Source organism: Deinococcus sp. Marseille-Q6407 (genome assembly GCF_946848805.1).
Classification (GTDB): Bacteria; Deinococcota; Deinococci; order Deinococcales; family Deinococcaceae; genus Deinococcus.
Map to the genome: position 1 here is coordinate 79,099 of NZ_CAMPFU010000002.1, position 17,875 is coordinate 96,973.

Genomic DNA, 17,875 nt, shown 5'->3' on the forward strand with positions numbered 1-17,875 from the left:
GGGGCGTGGGAGAGCGTCAGCCGGCGTTCTCTGCCGCCCGCGTCTGAAACACCATCACCTCGCTGGCTTCGGTATAGGGGCCACCCTGGAAGCTGCCGCTGACCCTTGGCGCCTCGAAGCCGGCGCAGCGCAGCAGCCATTCCACCTCATAGCGCCAGTAGTAGCGCTGGGTCAGGGTGTAGTAGCGGCGCTGCAGCTGCCCATCAGGGCCGGCCGTATCCACAAAGTATTCGGTGGTCACGTGCTGCCGGGCGGCGTCGATGCGCTGCAGCAAGAAGACGTCGGTGCGCTGACCGTCCCGGTAAAGAGTTTCGCCCTCGTGGCGCAGCACGCCCTGCGCGCCGTAGTTGGGCACGTACAGGTCAAAAGCGAAGCGGCCCCCTGGCGCCAGGTGCCGGCGCAGATTTTCCAGGCTGCCGAGCTGCTCGGCCGGGGTGTACAGGTGCATCAGCGCATTGAACGGCGCGATAATCAGGTCAAAGCGTTCTTTGGTCTGGAAACCCGCCGCGTCGCCCTGAATCCAGGTCACGTCTACCCGGCTTTCCTCGGCCCGGGCCCGCGCCTTTTCCAGCATTCCTGCGCTGGGCTCCAGGCCAGTCACGTTGGCGCCGTGCCGTGCCAAAAAGCAGCTGACCCGCCCAGTGCCGGCACCCACTTCTAGCACCCGGCCCGCGCCCTCGGCCAGCCCGGCGTAGAAGTGCAGGTCGTCGCGGTACAGGTCGTACTGCTGGTCGTACAGTTCGGACAGCTCGTCGTAATTCACCTGCCGATAATAGGGGCCCTGAAGGGGGCGGCGGGCCGGGCCACGCTTGACACTCCGGGCGCCACACGGTAATCTTCTCTCCGCTGGTCCGGTAGTGTAGCGGTTAGCATATCTGCCTGTCACGCAGAAGGTCGCGGGTTCAAATCCCGTCCGGACCGCCAGAAAGAAGCCACCCCCCGGGGTGGCTTTCTTTGTTTTCCCTCCCGCTGTGCCCGCTATGCTGAGCGGCATGACAGCGACCATTCGCCGGGCCACCGCCGCCGACGCCCCCGTTCTGGCGCAGCTGCGCGGCGTCATGCAGCTGGACAATGGCCGCACGGCCGAGCAGGTGGCCGCCGATCTGGCGGTCTGGGAAGCCTTTTACCGGCAGGCGGTTCCGGCGGGCCGCTATCTGGGCTGGCTGGCCGAGGTGCCGGAGGCAGAGGAGAAAGGCCCGCAGGTGGCAGGCGGCGTGGGCGTGATGTTTCATCCGGCCCACCCAAGCAGTGGCGACGCCCATACCGAACACCCGCACATCCTGAATGTGGCGGTGCAGCCGGCCTTTCGCCGCCGGGGAATTGCCCGCGCCCTGATGCAAGCGGCGCTGGCCTGGGCGCAGGAGGCCGGCTACCGCACCGTGACCCTGAACGCTGCTCCGATGGGCCAGGCACTCTACCGGGAGCTGGGCTTTGCCGAAAAAGCGATTCCGGCCATGACGCTGGATTTGGCCGGGCGCCAGACTTGAACCCTGAGAGGCAGGGGGTATCATGCAGGGCGGTTTCGCACGGCGTCCGGGGGCGATGACAGCTCCGCCCTCATCACTTCAGGGACCCCGCGCACGGCGAGCCTCAAGCCCCCAAGGAGGAACGCCCATGACACACGCCCCGCAGGCCCATAGCCCTTACAAATCCGCCGACTTCAAGCCCAGCGACGCCAGTGAGCTGTATCAGGTTGACCGCTGGAGCAGCGGCTGGTTCCGCGTTTCTGACAGCGGCCAGATGGAAGTGACGCCGGGCCCCGGCCTGAGCGCTCCGCTGCGCGAGATTGTGGACGAACTGGTCGAGGAGCGCGGCGAAAGCCTGCCGCTGATTCTGCGCTTTCCGCAAGTGCTGGCCGGCCGCGTTGGGCACCTGAACGAATCGTTCCGCACTGCTATCAAGGAATACGACTACGCCGGTGGCTATCAGGGCGTCTTTCCGATCAAGGTGAACCAGCGCCGCGCCGTGGTGGAAGAGGTGGCGGCAGCTGGCTACGATTACGCCCACGGCCTGGAAGCCGGTTCCAAGGCCGAGCTGGCGCTGTGCCTGGCGCAGAAAATGCACCCCGACGCCCTGCTCAGCTGTAACGGCTTCAAGGACGACGGCTTTATCAAGCTGGCGCTGTGGGGCCGCACCCTGGGCAAGAACGTGGTTATCACCATCGAGAAATTCTCCGAGCTGGAACGCACCCTCAAGCAGGCCAAGGCGCTGGGCGTGCGCCCGGCGTTCGGCGTGCGCTTCAAGCTGCACGCCCGTGGCTCGGGCCAGTGGGAGGAATCCGGCGGTGACCAGGCCAAGTTCGGCCTGAACGCTTACGAACTGCTGCGGGTGGTCGAGCGCCTGCGTGAAGAGGACATGCTGGATACCCTGGTGATGCTGCACACCCACATCGGTTCACAGATCACCGACATTCGCCGGGTCAAGGTGGCGGTGCGTGAAGCCACCCAGACCTACGCTGGCCTGATTGCGGCCGGCGCGCAGCTGAAATACCTTAACCTGGGCGGCGGTCTGGCGGTGGACTACGACGGCTCCAAGACCACCTTCTACGCCTCGATGAACTACACCATGGCCGAGTACGCCTCCGACGTGGTGTACACCGTGCAGGAAGTCTGCCGCGCCCGCGAGGTGCCCGAGCCCACCATCGTGACCGAGTCGGGCCGCGCCCTGACCGCCCACCATGCGGTGCTGGTAATGCCGGTGGTGGACGTGACCGGACCCACCCGTGACCGCGGCGAAACCCCCGTCCCCGCCGAGGACTCGCACCAGGTGGTCTATGACCTGGCCGAGTTCCTGGAAAGTCTGACCCTGCGCAACTACCGTGAAACCTACAACGACGCGGTAGACGCCAAGCGGACCCTGCATAACCTGTTTGACCTGGGCTATGTCTCGCTGGAGGACCGTGCCCGCGGCGAGGCGCTGTTTCACGCCATCCTGAAGAAAGTCGCCAAGCTGGTCCGCAACGAAAAGTACGTGCCCGACGAGTTCGAGGACCTGCAGAGCATCCTGGCCGACCAGTACATCTGCAACTTTTCGCTGTTCCAGAGCCTGCCGGACAACTGGGCCATCGACGCCCTGTTTCCCATCGTGCCGCTGGACCGGCTGGATGAGAAGCCCACCCGCCAGGCCACCCTGGTGGATATCACCTGCGACTCCGACGGCAAAATCGAGAAATTCATCGACCTGCGCGACGTCAAGACCACCCTGCCGGTGCACGAGCCGGGCGACCAGCCCTACTACTTGGGCGTGTTCCTGGCTGGCGCTTATCAGGACGTGCTGGGCAACGCGCACAACCTGTTCGGCAAGGTGAGCGAGGCCCATGTGACCATCTCTGGACCGGGCGAATACAGCATTGACCTGTTCGTGCGTGGGCAAAAGGCGCGGCGCATGATCGAGTCGATGGGCTATGAGGAAGTCATGCTGCGCGACTCGATTGAGGATCAGGTGGACGAGGCTCTCCGGGTCGGGCACCTGACCCCGGTGCAGGAATTCGAGCTGCTGGAAGACTACGGCGAGGAACTGCTGGGCTACACCTACCTGGAATACGAGGATGGCGCTGACGTGATCGAGGGTGCCGAGGAACGGCTACGCGGTCACGCTCCGGCCCGGGCGGTGTCCGAACCGGTCGAGCCGGCCCCGGACGACCAGGGCACGGCCGCTGCCACCGAAGGCACCGACAAGGCCCCGCAACCCGGCGAAAAGGATTATCTGGTGCGCTGAGGCGGGCGGGAATCAGTGACGGGGGAGGGGCAGGCGGACGGGAAAAAGCGCCGCCCCTCCCTTTTCCTCATCCCGGCGGCCTAAACTGGAAATCATGAAATTGCAGCTGCTGGACCATATCGCCATTGCGGCCCGCTCGCTGGACGAGGGCAGCGCTCCTTATCTGGCGCTGGGGCTGACGCCCGAGGGCCCCGACGAACATATGACCGCCCGGGGCGCCTGGATCCGGGCTTTCCGGATTGGCGACACCCTGATCGAACTGCTGGCCCCCGACAGCGAGCAGAGCACCATCCACAAGTTCATCGAGAAAAAAGGTCCCGGCCTGCACCACACCGCCTACCGGGTGGCCGACATCGAAACGGCGATGCAGGAAATGCGCGCGGCCGGCACTCCGCTGCTCAGCGACGCTCCACAGGCGGGCCGGTCTGGCAGCCGGGTGGCTTTTCTGCATCCCAAGTGGGGTCAGGGCACCTTGATTGAACTGGTCGAACACGACCCAGACGGTCACACTGGAGCGGCAGCCGTCACTGAACCCCGGCCTGGGGGCATTCACTGACCCGGGCGGCACGCGGATTCTGGCTGTTGCTGGCGGCAGCTCTGAGCGCCCTGCTGCTGGCACTGGCCTTTGCTGGGCCATTGTTGCTGCCGCAAGCCTGGAATGCCTTGTGGGTGCTGCCGCTGGCCGGCCTGCTGGCACTGGTGCTGGGCGGCCTGGTGCGCCGTGCCGGCAGCGACTGGGGCGCCGCCCTGCTGTGGCTGGCCTGGGTGTTTGCGGTGATGCAGTGGGGCTGGGCGCTGGGAGGTCAGCCGGCCGGGTTTCCATACTGGCTGGCCGGCCTGGGCCTAGGCCTGCTGGGCGCCGCCTTGGTGCGTCCGGAGGTGGCCCCGGCAGCTGAGGCTTTGCCGGAGGAGGTGGTGCCGCAGCCCCAGGCTCAGCCAGTAAAGCCAGACGCTACGCCGGCGTCCAGGACCGCACCGCTGGAAGTTCCACCCCCGCCGGAACCTGCGCCGGTCACGCTGCTTGCGGACGCGGCCGACTGGACGGTTGCGATTCAGCCCCCTCCTGCAGCAGTGTCACCGCCGGAGCATCCGGTCTGGGCCGTGCCGGCTGCGCCCGCCGCGCTGCCGTCGGCTGAAGTGAAGCCGCCGGCCCAGGCAGCCTCTCCCGCTGACCAGCCCCTTTTGCCGCAAGCAGAGGAGCCCCGGCCAGCCCCAGCCCTAGCTCCGACCTCGGCCCCAGCCGCCTGGCAGAATCAGACCTGGTGGGCCTCAGAAGATGAACCGGGTAGCGCTGATGGAGCAGACGAAAGCCATGACTGGGCTGAAGCCGAAGCTGTGCTGGAACGCGAACGGGAAGCCGAGCAGCGCCGGCGGGAAGCGCAGGCCGCCCGGCAGCGAAGAAATAAAGAAGAGATAGAAGACCGCGAATAGGGCGGCAGCGGGGCCGGGCGTTAGACTGGGGCATGAACAACGACAAGGCAACATTGGTGGTGTACTCAGCCGAAGGCGGCGAAGTGACCCAGCAGGGGCAGGCCCAGGCCCAAACGGCTCAGCCCCAGAGCGCCCAATCTCAGACCACTCAGTCTCAGGCAGCCGCTCAGGGCAGCGACGCTCATGACAGTGAATATGTCGAATACGAACCGGTGGTCTACACCGACCCCGGCGCTGTCACTGAGCAGTTCGACGAGCTGGCCACCCGCGACCCCGAGAAGATGCTGGACGAAATGGGCAGCGGCCATACCCACGACACCGGCCACCTTGAGACCGAACCCTTCAGCCCCGAAGCCGCTGCGCTGGCCGGCGGCAACGAAGCGACTTACGGCAACCGCGGCGGTGCCGTGACCCGGGTAGAAAGCGGCGCTTACGATCTGGCCGACGCTCCCGACAACGCCGGCGCCCTCGACGAAGGCGTCTGAGCCACTAGGTCTGCGCTGCTGAGGGCTCTTCGCCTTCTGTCAGCACTTTGTTACCCCGGCAGAAACAGAAGAAGAGTCTGCTGGGGTGCTTTCTCTGGTGCCTGACGCGGGCGCTGGGGTATGCTGATGCCGACCTTTGGCCCGGCTGTGGGCCTTCCGGTGTCCGTTTTTCTTCCGGCGCTGTGCCTTTCGCCCATGTTCCTCTGGGTCCGGCACCGGACCTGCCTGCCGTATTTCCGCCGCCTCTCAGTCCAGAATGTATTTTTCCGGAGGTTCCCCGTGAGTGAAAGTCCCCATCTGCCCCCCAGTGCCGATAGCCGCCGCGCCCCGCTGCTGGTGTTTTCGGGCCAGAGCAACAAGCCTTTGGCTGAAGCCATCTGCCGTAACCTGGGCATTCCACTGGGTCTGAGCAGCACCGAGAAATTCACCAACGACAACCTGATCGTTCGCTACGAGGAGTCGCTGCGTGAAGGGGACGTCTTCATCGTGCAGAGCTTCTCCACCCCGGTCAGCGATTCCATCATGGAACTGCTGATGATGATTGACGCTGCCAAGAGCGCCAGCGCTGGCCGCGTCACGGCGGTGATTCCTTACTATTCGTACGCCCGCAGCGACAAGAAAGACAGCCCCCGCATCTCCATCGCGGGCCGGCTGGTGGCTGATCTGCTGCAGGAAGCCGGCGCCGACCGGGTGCTGACCATGACCCTGCACGCCCCGCAGGTGCACGGCTTTTTCAAGGTGCCGGTGGACCACCTCTCGGCCGATTCGGTGCTGAGTCAGTATTTCCGCTCCTGCGTGGACGATGTGCACGAGGGCGTGGTGCTGGCCCCTGACGCCGGCAGCATCAAGCGCGCCGCCAGCATTGCGCACCGCCTGGACGCCGGACTGGCCATGGTGGACAAGCAGCGCATCAGCGATACCGAAGTGACCCCACGCGCCCTGATCGGTGACGTGGAGGGCAAGACCGTATTTATCGTGGACGACGAGATCAGCACCGCCGGCAGCCTGATCGAAACGGTGAACATCGCCCGCGGCATGGGCGCCAAGGACGTTTACGTGGGCGTGACTCACGGCGTTTACACTGGCCCCGCCATGGAGCGCATCGCCAAGCTGGACGTGACCCAGGTGGCCAGCACCAACACCGTGCTGGTGCCGGACACCAAGATCAAAGCGGCTGAAGGCAAACTGGCCGTGCTGGACGTGGCGCCGCACTTCGCCAACGCCATCCGGAACATTCACACCGGCGAGAGCGTGTCGACCCTTTTCCGCTGATCTGAGTTCGCCTTTTCAGGCTGAGCCGCCTGCCTCCGTATTGGGGGTGGGCGGCCTGCTTGTTCCGTGTAAGTGTTGCTCTAGCGATTCAGCAGGACGGCGAGGTGCTCGCTGTAGGGTGCATGCTGGTAGAGGTTGTATGCCGGGTTCTCTTCCAGCTGGCGCACCAGACCGGGCCCTCCCTGAATGGAGAAAGCGTAACGCCATTTCAGCTGACTAAAGCCGGGGCCGTCCAGCAGGGCCAGGCGACTGGCACTCAGCCGGCGGGCCGCCAGAGCGTTGACGCGGGCGCGGGCCTGCTCCAGAGCGCTGCGCTGTCCTGGAGACAGCACGGCAGGCAGCTCCTCGCTCAGTGTGGCCCAGATGCCGGCCGGCACGCCGGGTTGCTGCAAAGGTTGAAGCAGGTCGCGAAGCTGCTTGCGCTGCACCGCCGTCCAGCTGATCTGGTCGTTGGCAGTCAGGCCGGCCAGGAGCTGAATGGTCAGCACTGTTTCCAGTTGCGGGCGCAGTGCATAGACCGGCCCCTGACGCTCGCTGGCGGCCGGGGGGCTAGTGGCCGGGCGGGTGCTGGCTGCCTGGGAAAGCGCCGCAGCGGGGCTGCCGCTGAGCAGCGCTGCCAGCAGGGTCAAGGATAAGGCAGGTTTCATAAGTTCAGTCTAACCAGGCTGCCTGATCTGCCCCTGAACCTGCCCTTCTATAAAGAAGCAGAAACCCCGCCCTGCCGGTGAAGGCGCAGGCGGGGAAACTGGGAGAAAGCCCCCGGGAGGAAAAGCTCAGTGACTCAGGCGCAGTGCGCGCTGGGCAGGCGTTTCCTCCGGGAAGATAACCGCGCCTTTTTGCGGCAGGTGGGTGCGTACCACGCGCGGCTTGGCCTGCTGCTGCGAGAGGCCGGTGAGGTTCTGGTACCACTTGTAGCCTTCCACCTGAACACCGTTTTGCTGAGCGGCGTCCAGCACCGTGCGGTAGGCCTGGTGACCCAGTTCGGCGGCGTGGTAGTAGTTCATGGCGTCGTATTCGGCTTTGGCCTGAGCAAACAGGCCGTCGGCCTTGACGGCGCTGGGGGCCAGCTGCGCCATCTTGCCGTCGCGGCGGGCAATTTCCAGAATGGCGCCGGTGTTGTTCAGGTAAGCGGAGGTCAGATAGCGGTACTGGCTGTCCAGGTTGAACTGCCCGAAATTGAAGGTCAGGTCAATGTAGGACATGACGCTGGCGCTCTCGTCCCCGCTGTTGACGAACAGGAAGGGGCCGGAGGCACCATAGGAGAGATCCTGCTCACTGTCATAGCCGTCGTGTGGGTGAGACAGGCTGAGGTGATGGCCGATTTCATGCACGGTGGTGTCGGTCAGACCATAAATCCCCTTCAGCTGCGGCGAGGCGAACGAGTACACAAAGCTCTGGGTGCCGGTTTCGCCGTCATCCACGGCAATCCCCAGCAGGCCGGTTTGCGGATCGGTGTCATCGTTGAACAGGTAGGTGGGCACGATGTATTTGTGGCTGCCAGCCGGCAGGCCAGCGTAATCGCTGCGTACATCGGCGACGTTGTAACGGAACAGCGACTCGCCGGTCTGGTCAGCGTATTCAGGCGAGCAGACATCATCGGCTTCGGTGACAAAGAAGCAGTTGTAGACGTCGCGCAGGTTGCCTTCCAGCGGGGTGCGGTCAACCACCGTGTTGAGCTTGGCAAAGGGCTGCAGCGCCTTAACGCGCTCCTCGACCAACTGGGGCTTGAGGACACTTTCTACCTCGGACGCTTTGGTGCCCTGGTCCACGTTCAGACGCAGCTCGATATCGTCGGGCATTTCGGGCGGGGTCAGGTCAGCGCGGTAAAGCGGGCTGGGAGTGAACAGCAGGTTCAGGGCGGTGTAACGCACCATCTTGACCAGGTCACCACTCACCTGGCGGCCGTAGCCGAGGGTGTTCTTGCGGGTGCCATATTCCCAGACCGGGGGCATCCGCACGTCGGGAACTTTGTCTCCGTCCAGATCGGAATTCACCACGTCATAGGCTTTGGTCCAGGGGTCGGGGTTGGCCGACAGATCGTAGAACCACAGGCGCTGGGGGCCCTTGTCTTTCTGGAAGCCGCCACCCCAGGCCGTCAGCCGGCGGCTGGCCCGCTCACCAAACTTGTTGCCGGTATCGCTGTCGCCTTCGCTGGTCTTGGTATAGGAGTGGAACTTGAAGTCGGGGCGGTCATACCAGTTCACCAAGAAGACGGTGTATTCGTCTTTTTTGATGCCCAGGCGCGAAGCGTTGTCGGCCAGCCAGTTTTCGGTGCTGGGTGCGTCAATTTCCAGGTTGCCGGTGATGGGCTTGGTGATCACTTTGGACGGCGTGTCGCAGTCGGTGATGTACTCCCCGGTTTCTTCATCGGTGGCCTGGCAGTTGTAGGCCTTCTGGTAGTAGGTCAGGGGCTTTTCCTGGCCAGCGCTGCTCAGGTGCTTGAAGAAATCGTCCTCAAAGGCCTGATCGGCGAAAACATAGTTGTAGTTGTAGTCGAATTTGTTGCCGCTGTAGACCGTGCGGCCGTAGGCGCTGGGGCTGCGCGCGATGGCGTCGTAGCTGCTGGGCAGACCAGACTTGAAATCCTGCAGGTTAACTTGCCGCGCCTGGGCCACCTGGCCGGGGGCCGTCTGACGGTAGCCCACAAACACCACGTTGACCTTCAGCTTGGTCTCAATCTTGGCTTCTTCGCCAGGCTTGATCTGCTGCAAAGAGCTGTAGTCGGTGGGCACAGTAGGCGTTGGCGCGGCTCCACGGCCACCACAGGCAGCCAGCAGAGAAACGCTCAGGGCGGTAAACAGTACGGTACAGTGTTTCATCTTTCCTCCGGCGCCAACATGAATATCTATTGATAAATGGCTTCCGGATGATACTGCCATGACGCTCTAATGGCAAAGATGAAGCTGAGTTGCTGCGTAGGCCCTGAAAGTCCGGTGCCCTAGAATGCTCGCCATGAGCCGAATCAGTGCCGGACAGGCCAGCGAATGGAACGAAAAGGAGCAGCGCGAGGTCGAGGTAGACGGCCAGAGCGTGGTGGTGGTGCGCTACGAGGACCAGTTCTATGCGTTGCGCAACCGCTGTACCCACAAGGATGTCCCCCTGCTGGGCGGCGACGTTGCAGACGGAAAAATCACCTGCACCAAGCACGGGGGCAAGTTCGAACTGGCTACCGGACAGGCGCGGGCCCTGCCGGCCGTCAAGCCGGTGCCGCTCTTCCGCACCGCAGTCGAGGACGGCGAAGTCTGGGTGGAGAGCCTCTAAACAGCGCAGAAGCGAAACAGAAGCAGACAAGAGAGAGGCGCCGCGTAGCTGATCACGCGGCGCCTCTCTCTTGCTCTATGTAACTCTGACGGGAAGAAGCGGCCCCGCTCTGGTTGCTGGAGGCAGATTCAGTCAGGGCTTCAGCACCTGAGCGGTCAGGTCCCACAGTGCGGCCGGCAGGCCCTGGGTGGCGTAGGGAAGATGCACCCGCTCCAGCCACTGGTAGTAGTCGCGGCCCCAGGGGCCCAGGTTGACGGTGGGAAAGTTCAATGCGGCCGCCTGCGGATCGTCGCAGAAGTTAGGGGTGGGGGCCGCCAGCTGCCGCTGTATCTCGCCCAGCGTCTGCGGATCCAGAGGCGCCCCGATAAAGCTCATGTCCGAGATGCCGGCAAAATAATGGCGGATTTTCAGGCTGTGCTGCGCGGCCACCCGCTCTACTGCAGCCAGTAGCCGCTGGCCTGCCTCCCCGTGACGGCTGAGGTGGGTGTGGGGGTAATGCAGGCTGCCAAAGCCCACCACGGCCAGCGGCCCGCGCCGGTCGCTGCGGTCCAGCAGCCAGCGCATGGCCCGCTGACTGGCCACCAGCGGATTAGTCTCGGCCGTCAGCTCGGCCAGCAGTGTCCCGTATTGCTGCCGGTACTGTGGCTGGCTGCTCAGCACCTCATCCCGCAGTTCGCCCAGCGAGATGACCTGGGGCGCGGCTTCCGTGAAGTCCTGCCCCGCCTGCGCAGCAAAAGCGCGGTGCCGCTCCAGCACCGTCTGCATGGCGGCGTGCGCCTCGCGCTGTACCAGCTCCAGCACCTGCTGCGGCGGGCGGGCGTGGCTCAGGACGTTATAGGCGCTCCAGACCCGCTGCGGCGTGGTCACGTCGTAGTGGTCGCGGAAATCCCGGGCTTCCAGGCAAACCAGGGGCGGCGCTGCCTCGCCGTGCGCCTCGTCGGCGTGGGCCGGGTTCAGTTCCAGCCGGCGCAGCAGTTCGGCGTTCATGGCGTGTGCGCTGACCCCTTCAAAGGGAAAGCCAGCGTGGGTATCACGCCCCACAAAGCACACGACCGGCAGCAGTTTGCCCACTGTTCCCAGGTAAATGGCCCGCCCCGCCGAGCCGTCCCCCTGATCGCTGGTGGCGTCCAGGTTGATGCCAGCAGCGATGTCCAGCTCCCAGCGCTCTGCCGCCTGGACCAGTTCGGCCCGGGCGGCGCGTACCCCGCGCGAGCTGTCTTCCTCGTCGGGCGAGAACATCAGCAGCAGGTTGCCCGTCCGCTCGGTTTCGGGGAGGTCCAGCCATTCTTCCAGCACGGCCAGCCCCGCCGCCAATCCGGCTTTCATGTCCAGGGCACCGCGTCCGGGCAGAAAATCCCCGCTTTCCAGATCGTGCAGAGCGCGCTCTGCGCCGGGATCACTGGCTTCAGTGGCCCGCAGCGAACGCAGCAGGGCGGCCCGCAGCTCCTCCGGCCGGTTGGCCAGCGGAGCCAGTGACTCGTAATTACTGCTGGTTACGGTGTCGTAATGGCCGCTCAGTACCACCGTGCGGCTGCCCTGCCCACGCGCCAGAGCAAAGAAGTTCTCGGGGCCACCTGGCCAGGCCGCCTGCCGCCAGAGCTGCTGCGGGTGCGCGGCAAAGTAGGGATGCTCTCCCAGCAGAGCGGCCAGTTTGCCGGCAAAGCCCAGTTCGCCGGCAGTGCCGCCCTCGGAAGGCCAGCCCAGCAGATGGTCCAGCCAGGCGCGGCTGCTGGCAGCCCAGGAATGGACATTTTCCGCCGCCGGTTCTGCGGTAGAAGCGTGGGAAACAGTGGAGGTCACCCCGTTATTGTGTTACCTGGCACAGAGGTCTGTATATACACTCGGCTGTGACTGAATATACGTCTAGAGCCGAAGTTTATACAGACCAGTCTGGGAAGGGTCTTAGCTCTCGGCGCGCAGCAGGAAACGCTGCACCTTGCCGCTGGGTGTCTTTGGCAGCACATCCATAAAGACGATTTCGCGCGGGTAGGCGTGGGCGGCCAGTTTGGTCTTGACGAAGGAACTTAGTTCGTCTTTGAGGGCGTCGCTCGCCTCGGCGCCGGACCGCAGCACCACGTAAGCCTTGACCAGTTCGCCGCGCAGCTCGTCGGGTTTGCCGATCACGGCTGCCTCGGCCACGTCCGGGTGGGCCATCAGGGCACTTTCCACCTCAAAGGGGCCAATACGGTAGCCGGCGCTGAGAATGATGTCGTCCGAGCGGCCCGAGAAGAACAGGTAGCCGTCCTCGTCGGCCACCACGGTATCGCCGGCGCGGTAGTAGCGGCCGTCGTCCGTCAACCGCTCGCGGGTGCGGTCCGGCGCCTCGAAATACTCGGAGTAGAACAGCAGCGGTGACTGCTCCCGGTCGAAGCCCAGCTGACCTTCCACGCCGGGACCGACTTCCTGGTCGTTCTCGTCTAGCACCACTGCCCGGAAACCGGGCATCGCCATGCCCATCGAGCCCGGCTTGACCGGCTTTTTCAGGTCCGGGTAGTGCGGGTTGATCACCGCCATGCCCATCTCGGTCTGGCCGAAGTGATCGAACAGCTCCACGCCCAGGAAATCCTTGGCCCAGCGGTACAGCTCGGGGTTGAGCGGCTCGCCCGCGCTGGAGGCCACCCGCAGTTGCAGGCCCTCCGGCCGCGGCAGGCCCGACGACCGGATCACCCGGTAGGCGGTGGGCGCGGCCGCGAAGTTGGTGACGCCGTAGCGGCGCATCACGTCCAGTGCCTTTTCGGGGTTGAAGGCGGCGCGGTAAAACAGCAGAGTCTTGCCCAGCGCCAGCGGCCCTAGGATGCCGTAGTACATACCGTAGGCCCAGCCGGGGTCGGCCATATTCCAGAAGATGTCGTCGTCGCGCACGTCCAGCGCCCAGCGCATATACGCTTCAAAAGCGGCCAGCGCCCGCACCCGCACCGGCACGCCCTTGGGCTGCCCGGTGGTGCCGGAGGTGTAGAGCAGCACCATCATGTCGTTGCCGCTCACCTTGACGTTGTCTTCCAGCGGGCCGTGGGCCACCAGGCTGGCGTAAAAGCCGTGGTCAGGGCCCAGCTCATCCTCGTCGTTGTCGCTCTCTACCCGGATCACGTGAATCCCGCCGATGCCGGCCAGCTTGGGATCGTTGGCGGCGTCGGTGATGACGATGTGGGCGCGGGCATCCTCCACGCGCACCTTGACCGCGTCGGGGCCGAAAGCGGTAAACAGCGGCACATATACGGCGCCCAGCCGGAAAATCCCCAGTGCGGCAATCAGAAGGGCCGGGCGCTTGGGCAGCAGCACCGCCACCCGGTCACCCTTTTTCACGCCCAGCGAGCGCAGTGCGGCGGCGAAGCGGCGTGATTTGTCTTCCAGCTCGGCGTAGCTGAGGCTCTCGTGGTAGCCAAAACCGTTCTCGTAGTTGAGGGCCAGCTTGCCCGGCTCCGCGGCCCAGCGGTCGCACAGCAGCTGGGCGACATCGACCTCCTCGCCTCCGTACTGGCCCAGCCAGTCCTGAACCTGCTGATCGAATACCGCACTGCTTGGTGGCGTTGTGGTCATGTCCTTACCTCCTGCAAGGGGGAGCCACCCCACGGGCGCAGGGTGGATAGATATACAGCCGCTCCAGCTGTTGCCTACAGGGCCAGACTGGAAGACTGCTTTAGGTTTTCTCGACCCTGACAGGATAGGTCACGGCACTGCGCTTTCGCAGGAGCCGAGTTGCCGGCGATTAGGCTATGCAGTGCCGCGACCTTCCGCTGCATAAAAAAGCCCCCAGCCTGAGCGGGGGGCTCTGGCTAGGGGGCGCGGGAGGGGAGAGCTTCAGTCGCGGCCGAACAGTTTGCCAATCCGGCCGAAGAAGCCTTCGCCGCTCTTGTGCGGTACGTCGTCACCAACAGCGGCGGCGTAAGCTTCCAGGGCTTCGCGGGCTTCGGGGGTCAGCTGGTTGGGGCGCGGCACCACGATGTCGTATTCCACGATCAGGTCGCCCACACCGGAGCCTTGCAGCCGGGGCATCCCCGCGCCGCGAATCCGGTGGGTGTCGCCGTGCTGGGTGCCGGGCTTGACTTCCACCTGCTGGGTGCCGTCCAGGGTGGGCACTTCGATCTCGTGGCCCAGCACCGCGTGTGCGTAGCCGATGGGCGCGGTATAGATCAGGTTCTCGTCCTCGCGCCGCAGGTACTCGTGCGGTTCCATCTCGATGTGGACATAAAGGTCTCCGCTGCCGCCGGGACCCTGATGGCCCTTGCCGGCCACCCGGATACGGTAGCCCTCGTCGATACCCTTGGGCAGCTTGACGGTGACTTCTTCGTCCTTGAGCGTGCTGCCGCGGCCGTGACAGACGGTGCAGGGTTCCACGATCTTCTTGCCCTCGCCTTTACATTCGGGGCAGACCTGCTGGGTTTCCACCACGCCGAAAATGGTGCGGGCCTGGCCGCGCACGGCCCCGCGCCCCTGGCAGGTGGGGCAGGTGACCGGCGGTTTGCCGCCCGGCTCGGTCTTGGTGCCGTGGCAGTGTTCGCACTCGCTCAGGCGGGCCACTTCCACCTGGATATCATCGCCGGCGCGGGCCTGCAGCAGCGTAATGACGGCCTCGGTTTCGATGTCCTCGCCGCGGGGCGGGCCACGGCGGGCGCCCATGCCGCCGGCCATCCCTCCGAACAGCTGCTCGAACAGGTCCATCGGGTCGAAGCCGGCGCCGCCCATTCCGCCCATGCCCCCAAAAGGGTCGCCGCCAGGAAAGCCGCCTGCGCTGGGTGCCGAGCCAAAGCGGTCGTAGTGGGCCCGTTTCTCGTCGTCGCTCAGCACCGAGTAGGCTTCGCTGATCTGCGCAAACTTCTCGCTGGCGCCTTCTTCTTTATTGCGGTCGGGATGGTACTTCAGCGCCATCTTGCGGTAGGCGCTCTTGATTTCACTGGCGCTGGCGTCACGCGCCACGCCGAGTAGTTCGTAGTAGTCCATAGGCTCCTTAGCGCGGCCGCCGCCGCAGAGGGCCGGGCCGCCGTAGTGGCAAGTGGGTCAAACTCCGGTGCGGCTTCCGCGCAGCAGCCACACACTGTCTGGGAAGCAGGTTAACACAACCGGACTCAGGTAATGTGCAGCAAAGTCCCTCTTCATTTTCGGACCCTCCGGCCCTGACTTCCATGAAAGAGGCAGTCAGAGAGGCGTCAGGCTGGCGTTCGTAAGATAAGTCACGCAGTTGCCAGGCTGAAAAGCAGGCCAGAGATCAGGTCTGGGGCCTGTCTAAAGGACTGGGGCCGGGGCTGCAGAAAGGGGGGACAAACAGCGGATGGAAGCGGCACTGTTCGGGGCTGGATGGGAGAACGGGGCAGGCGCCACCCTGTTGCTGGGCCGGCTGCTTTCCCTGGCTGGACTGGGCGCGCTGGCGTTGGGACTGCCCTGGGCGCTGCTGGGCCGCCGGTTGCGGGCCACTGGCCTGCAGGCACCGGTCTGTCTCTGGCCGCTGCTGCTGACGCTGCCGGCTTTGCTGCTGACCCTGCGGCGCAGCGCCGTACCGCTGGACCTGCTGGGCGGCCTGACCCCGGCCCGGCTGCTGAGCGCTCCCGAACAGATGCTGCTGGTGGTATATCTGGGGGCTGCGGCGGTGCTGTATTACCGCCCGGCCCGCGCCGCACGGACCTGGGGCTGGGCGGCGGCCCTCTGCGCGGCCCCGCTGCTGCTGTCTCTGCACCTGCTCTGGGCCGGCGACTCCCGGCTGGAAATGGGCCTGCTGCCGGCCGGGCTGGCTGCTGCCCTGAGCCTGTTTGCTTGGACCGGCCTGCTGCTGGCGCAGCGGCCAGCGGCCGCCCGACGGCAGGCGCCCGGCCTGAACGCAGAAGCCCAGGCCTGAGCTGCAAGGTGGCCCGGCCGCCAGTGCCCCTGCCTGGAACCAGCGCTTGTGCCTAAAACTTGTGTCTAGAAGTAGTCCAGCTGCATGGCCCGGCGGGCGGCGTCCATCGTCTGGGCGGCCACCTCGCGGCCCTTGGCAGTGCCGGCCTTGACCACCCGCTCCACCTCGTCCATGTTTCGGGCAAACTCGGCGCGGCGCTCGCGGATGGGGCCCAGCTCGGCTTCCAGCACTTCCAGCAGGTACTTTTTCACCTTCACATCGCCCAGGCCGCCGCGTTGGTAGTGCGCTTTCAGCTCGGCCACATGCGCTGTATCCGGGTCGAAGGCGTCGAGGTAACTGAATACGGTATTGCCTTCGACCTTACCGGGGTCTTCGACCCGCAGGTGTCCAGGATCGGTGTACATTGCCCGCACTTTCTTGGCCAGCTCGTCGGCCGAGTCGCCCAGGTACACCGCATTGTCCAGGCTCTTGCTCATCTTGGCCTGGCCGTCAATGCCCGGCAGCCGGGCCACCGTGCCCTCCGGCACCATCGCCTGCGGCTCGACCAGCACCGGCGCGTAGAGATGGTTGAAGCGCCGCACGATTTCGCGGGTCTGCTCGATCATGGGCAGCTGATCGGCACCCACCGGCACCAGGCTGGCCTGGAAAGCGGTGATGTCGGCCGCCTGCGACACCGGATACACGAAAAAGCCGGCCGGCACGCTTTCGCCGTAGCCTTTCTGGGCAATTTCGGTCTTGACGGTGGGGTTCTGCCGCAGGTGCGACACCGTGACCAGATTCAGGTAAAACACCGTCAGCTCAGCAATTTCCGGCACCATGCTCTGCACCACGAAAGTAGAGTGCTCGGGGTTCAGGCCCACTGCCAGATAGTCCAGCGCCACTTGCAACACGTTGTCCCGCACTTTCTGTGGGTTCTCGAAATTGTCGGTCATGGCCTGCACGTCCGCAATCAGGATGAAGGTGTCGTACTGTGACTGGAGCTTGACGCGGTTTTTCAGCGAGCCGGCGTAGTGGCCGATGTGCAGTGGGCCGGTGGGCCGGTCGCCGGTCAGGATGCGTTTGCGGGCGGGAGCCGGCGCTTGGGCCGCAGCGGGGGCAATGTCGGTGTCGGTCATGGAAAATCCTCCTGGGAGATAGAAACGGGGAAAACAAGAAAAAGCGCCCAGCCGTAAAGAGGCTTGGGCGCAGGCTGTCTGGCCTGGTGCAGCGTGCAGCACGCTAGGGATGCGCCCCAGTTCAGGGCCACCAGCAGCGCAGGTCAGGGGCAGCGTTCATGGGGGAGAGGATAGCACTTCTGACCTGCCCCGCCCCGCCCCACTCCGGCTTACCAGCGGTTCACCACCACCTTGTAGTGGTCTCCAGCCTGCACGACGATCAGTTTCGCGCCCTGGCCGGCGCGGCCGCCGCTGCTGCTGAACTGGCTGTAGGTCTTGTGCGGGCCTTCTTCGCGGCTTTGGCTCAGCGTGAAGCCCTCGCTCGTGAGCTGGCTGCGGCACTCGGCGGTCAGCTGGCCGAAAGTTTGTCCGGAGACTGGGAACCACAGCCCCTCGCTGCGCTGGCCAGGGGTCAGGGCGCAGCCGCCGGCAGTGGCCGTAGCCGTTTTAGCGCTGGCCGCATCCGGTGCGGACGTCGTGGCTGAGGACGCGACTGTGTCTGGCGCCGCTGGGCTGGGTTCTGCGGTGGCTGCGCTCTGGCTGGCGGCAGGCGCCGTAGGTGTCTCTGGTGTTGCTATCGGAGCAGCTGGCGCCGAGGTTGCTGGGGCTGCCGGGGCGCTGACGCTAGAGGAAGCGCCGGAAGAACTGCCCCTGCTGTCGCTGGTCGGCTGGGCGCAACCGACCAACGACAGCAGGGGCAAGAGCAAAGGTGCGGGCTTCATCCTTCT

16 protein-coding genes and 1 tRNA gene are annotated in these 17,875 nt (G+C 65.1%); 9 read left to right on the plus strand and 8 right to left on the minus strand.

The window, feature by feature from the left end; all coding sequences use genetic code 11:
* Window positions 1–16: 16 nt before the first annotated feature.
* Window positions 17–763, minus strand: coding sequence for a class I SAM-dependent methyltransferase (locus OCI36_RS02430; protein WP_261663493.1), 747 nt, complete (start codon window positions 761–763; stop codon window positions 17–19).
* 85 nt (window positions 764–848) lie between these two features.
* On the opposite strand from OCI36_RS02430, the gene OCI36_RS02435 reads away from it, so the two are divergent.
* The 7 genes from OCI36_RS02435 to OCI36_RS02465 all read left to right on the plus strand — a co-directional run bounded on the left by OCI36_RS02435 (window position 849) and on the right by OCI36_RS02465 (window position 6,905).
* Window positions 849–924, plus strand: a tRNA-Asp gene (locus OCI36_RS02435).
* 68 nt (window positions 925–992) lie between these two features.
* A complete protein-coding gene (locus tag OCI36_RS02440) occupies window positions 993–1,487 on the plus strand; it encodes a GNAT family N-acetyltransferase (RefSeq protein WP_261663494.1) in 495 nt (164 codons plus the stop codon).
* A 127-nt stretch (window positions 1,488–1,614) separates the two neighbouring features.
* The gene (speA, locus tag OCI36_RS02445; protein ID WP_261663495.1) at window positions 1,615–3,717 is read left to right on the plus strand and encodes a biosynthetic arginine decarboxylase; all 2,103 of its coding nucleotides are present in this window, start codon (window positions 1,615–1,617) and stop codon (window positions 3,715–3,717) included.
* A gap of 94 nt (window positions 3,718–3,811) precedes the next feature.
* Window positions 3,812–4,273, plus strand: a complete 462-nt coding sequence (locus OCI36_RS02450) for a VOC family protein (RefSeq protein WP_261663496.1) — start codon at window positions 3,812–3,814, stop codon at window positions 4,271–4,273.
* Between the two features lie 26 nt (window positions 4,274–4,299).
* Window positions 4,300–5,148, plus strand: coding sequence for a hypothetical protein (locus tag OCI36_RS02455; protein ID WP_261663497.1), 849 nt, complete (start codon window positions 4,300–4,302; stop codon window positions 5,146–5,148).
* A gap of 32 nt (window positions 5,149–5,180) precedes the next feature.
* Window positions 5,181–5,633: a hypothetical protein gene (locus tag OCI36_RS02460; protein ID WP_261663498.1), complete on the plus strand. Its 453-nt coding sequence runs from the start codon at window positions 5,181–5,183 to the stop codon at window positions 5,631–5,633.
* A gap of 279 nt (window positions 5,634–5,912) precedes the next feature.
* Complete coding sequence (locus OCI36_RS02465) at window positions 5,913–6,905, plus strand: ribose-phosphate diphosphokinase (RefSeq protein ID WP_261663499.1); 993 nt, start codon at window positions 5,913–5,915, stop codon at window positions 6,903–6,905.
* A gap of 80 nt (window positions 6,906–6,985) precedes the next feature.
* Here OCI36_RS02465 and OCI36_RS02470 read toward each other — a convergent pair whose 3' ends face one another.
* On the minus strand, window positions 6,986–7,552 hold the full coding sequence (locus tag OCI36_RS02470) for a hypothetical protein (RefSeq protein WP_261663500.1): 567 nt from the start codon (window positions 7,550–7,552) through the stop codon (window positions 6,986–6,988).
* Between the two features lie 126 nt (window positions 7,553–7,678).
* Complete coding sequence (locus OCI36_RS02475) at window positions 7,679–9,724, minus strand: hypothetical protein (RefSeq protein ID WP_261663501.1); 2,046 nt, start codon at window positions 9,722–9,724, stop codon at window positions 7,679–7,681.
* 133 nt (window positions 9,725–9,857) lie between these two features.
* On the opposite strand from OCI36_RS02475, the gene OCI36_RS02480 reads away from it, so the two are divergent.
* A complete protein-coding gene (locus OCI36_RS02480) occupies window positions 9,858–10,166 on the plus strand; it encodes a non-heme iron oxygenase ferredoxin subunit (protein WP_261663502.1) in 309 nt (102 codons plus the stop codon).
* Between the two features lie 132 nt (window positions 10,167–10,298).
* On the opposite strand, the gene OCI36_RS02485 is transcribed toward OCI36_RS02480, so the two are convergent.
* From OCI36_RS02485 to dnaJ, 3 genes are all read right to left on the minus strand, one after another.
* Window positions 10,299–11,966: a M20/M25/M40 family metallo-hydrolase gene (locus OCI36_RS02485; RefSeq protein ID WP_261663503.1), complete on the minus strand. Its 1,668-nt coding sequence runs from the start codon at window positions 11,964–11,966 to the stop codon at window positions 10,299–10,301.
* A gap of 102 nt (window positions 11,967–12,068) precedes the next feature.
* Window positions 12,069–13,703 (minus strand): AMP-binding protein, encoded by a 1,635-nt coding sequence (locus tag OCI36_RS02490; RefSeq protein WP_261663504.1) that lies wholly within the window; start codon window positions 13,701–13,703, stop codon window positions 12,069–12,071.
* 261 nt (window positions 13,704–13,964) lie between these two features.
* The gene (dnaJ, locus tag OCI36_RS02495) at window positions 13,965–15,104 is read right to left on the minus strand and encodes a molecular chaperone DnaJ (RefSeq protein WP_261663505.1); all 1,140 of its coding nucleotides are present in this window, start codon (window positions 15,102–15,104) and stop codon (window positions 13,965–13,967) included.
* A gap of 328 nt (window positions 15,105–15,432) precedes the next feature.
* Here dnaJ and OCI36_RS02500 point away from each other — a divergent pair, with 328 nt between their 5' ends.
* On the plus strand, window positions 15,433–15,993 hold the full coding sequence (locus OCI36_RS02500) for a hypothetical protein (protein WP_261663506.1): 561 nt from the start codon (window positions 15,433–15,435) through the stop codon (window positions 15,991–15,993).
* Window positions 15,994–16,058: 65 nt separating this feature from the next.
* Here OCI36_RS02500 and trpS read toward each other — a convergent pair whose 3' ends face one another.
* Both trpS and OCI36_RS02510 read right to left on the minus strand, forming a co-directional pair.
* Window positions 16,059–17,108, minus strand: a complete 1,050-nt coding sequence (gene trpS / locus OCI36_RS02505; RefSeq protein ID WP_261663507.1) for a tryptophan--tRNA ligase — start codon at window positions 17,106–17,108, stop codon at window positions 16,059–16,061.
* 209 nt (window positions 17,109–17,317) lie between these two features.
* Window positions 17,318–17,869 (minus strand): hypothetical protein, encoded by a 552-nt coding sequence (locus OCI36_RS02510; RefSeq protein WP_261663509.1) that lies wholly within the window; start codon window positions 17,867–17,869, stop codon window positions 17,318–17,320.
* Window positions 17,870–17,875: the final 6 nt, after the last annotated feature.

Coding starts and splice junctions, on each gene's coding strand:
- OCI36_RS02440 (WP_261663494.1), top strand. CDS start 993: ATGACAGCGACCATTCGCCGGGCCACCGCCGCCGACGCCCCCGTTCTG.
- speA (WP_261663495.1), top strand. CDS start 1,615: ATGACACACGCCCCGCAGGCCCATAGCCCTTACAAATCCGCCGACTTC.
- OCI36_RS02450 (WP_261663496.1), top strand. CDS start 3,812: ATGAAATTGCAGCTGCTGGACCATATCGCCATTGCGGCCCGCTCGCTG.
- OCI36_RS02460 (WP_261663498.1), top strand. CDS start 5,181: ATGAACAACGACAAGGCAACATTGGTGGTGTACTCAGCCGAAGGCGGC.
- OCI36_RS02470 (WP_261663500.1), bottom strand. CDS start 7,552: ATGAAACCTGCCTTATCCTTGACCCTGCTGGCAGCGCTGCTCAGCGGC.
- OCI36_RS02475 (WP_261663501.1), bottom strand. CDS start 9,724: ATGAAACACTGTACCGTACTGTTTACCGCCCTGAGCGTTTCTCTGCTG.
- OCI36_RS02480 (WP_261663502.1), top strand. CDS start 9,858: ATGAGCCGAATCAGTGCCGGACAGGCCAGCGAATGGAACGAAAAGGAG.
- OCI36_RS02490 (WP_261663504.1), bottom strand. CDS start 13,703: ATGACCACAACGCCACCAAGCAGTGCGGTATTCGATCAGCAGGTTCAG.
- dnaJ (WP_261663505.1), bottom strand. CDS start 15,104: ATGGACTACTACGAACTACTCGGCGTGGCGCGTGACGCCAGCGCCAGT.
- OCI36_RS02500 (WP_261663506.1), top strand. CDS start 15,433: ATGGAAGCGGCACTGTTCGGGGCTGGATGGGAGAACGGGGCAGGCGCC.
- trpS (WP_261663507.1), bottom strand. CDS start 17,108: ATGACCGACACCGACATTGCCCCCGCTGCGGCCCAAGCGCCGGCTCCC.
- OCI36_RS02510 (WP_261663509.1), bottom strand. CDS start 17,869: ATGAAGCCCGCACCTTTGCTCTTGCCCCTGCTGTCGTTGGTCGGTTGC.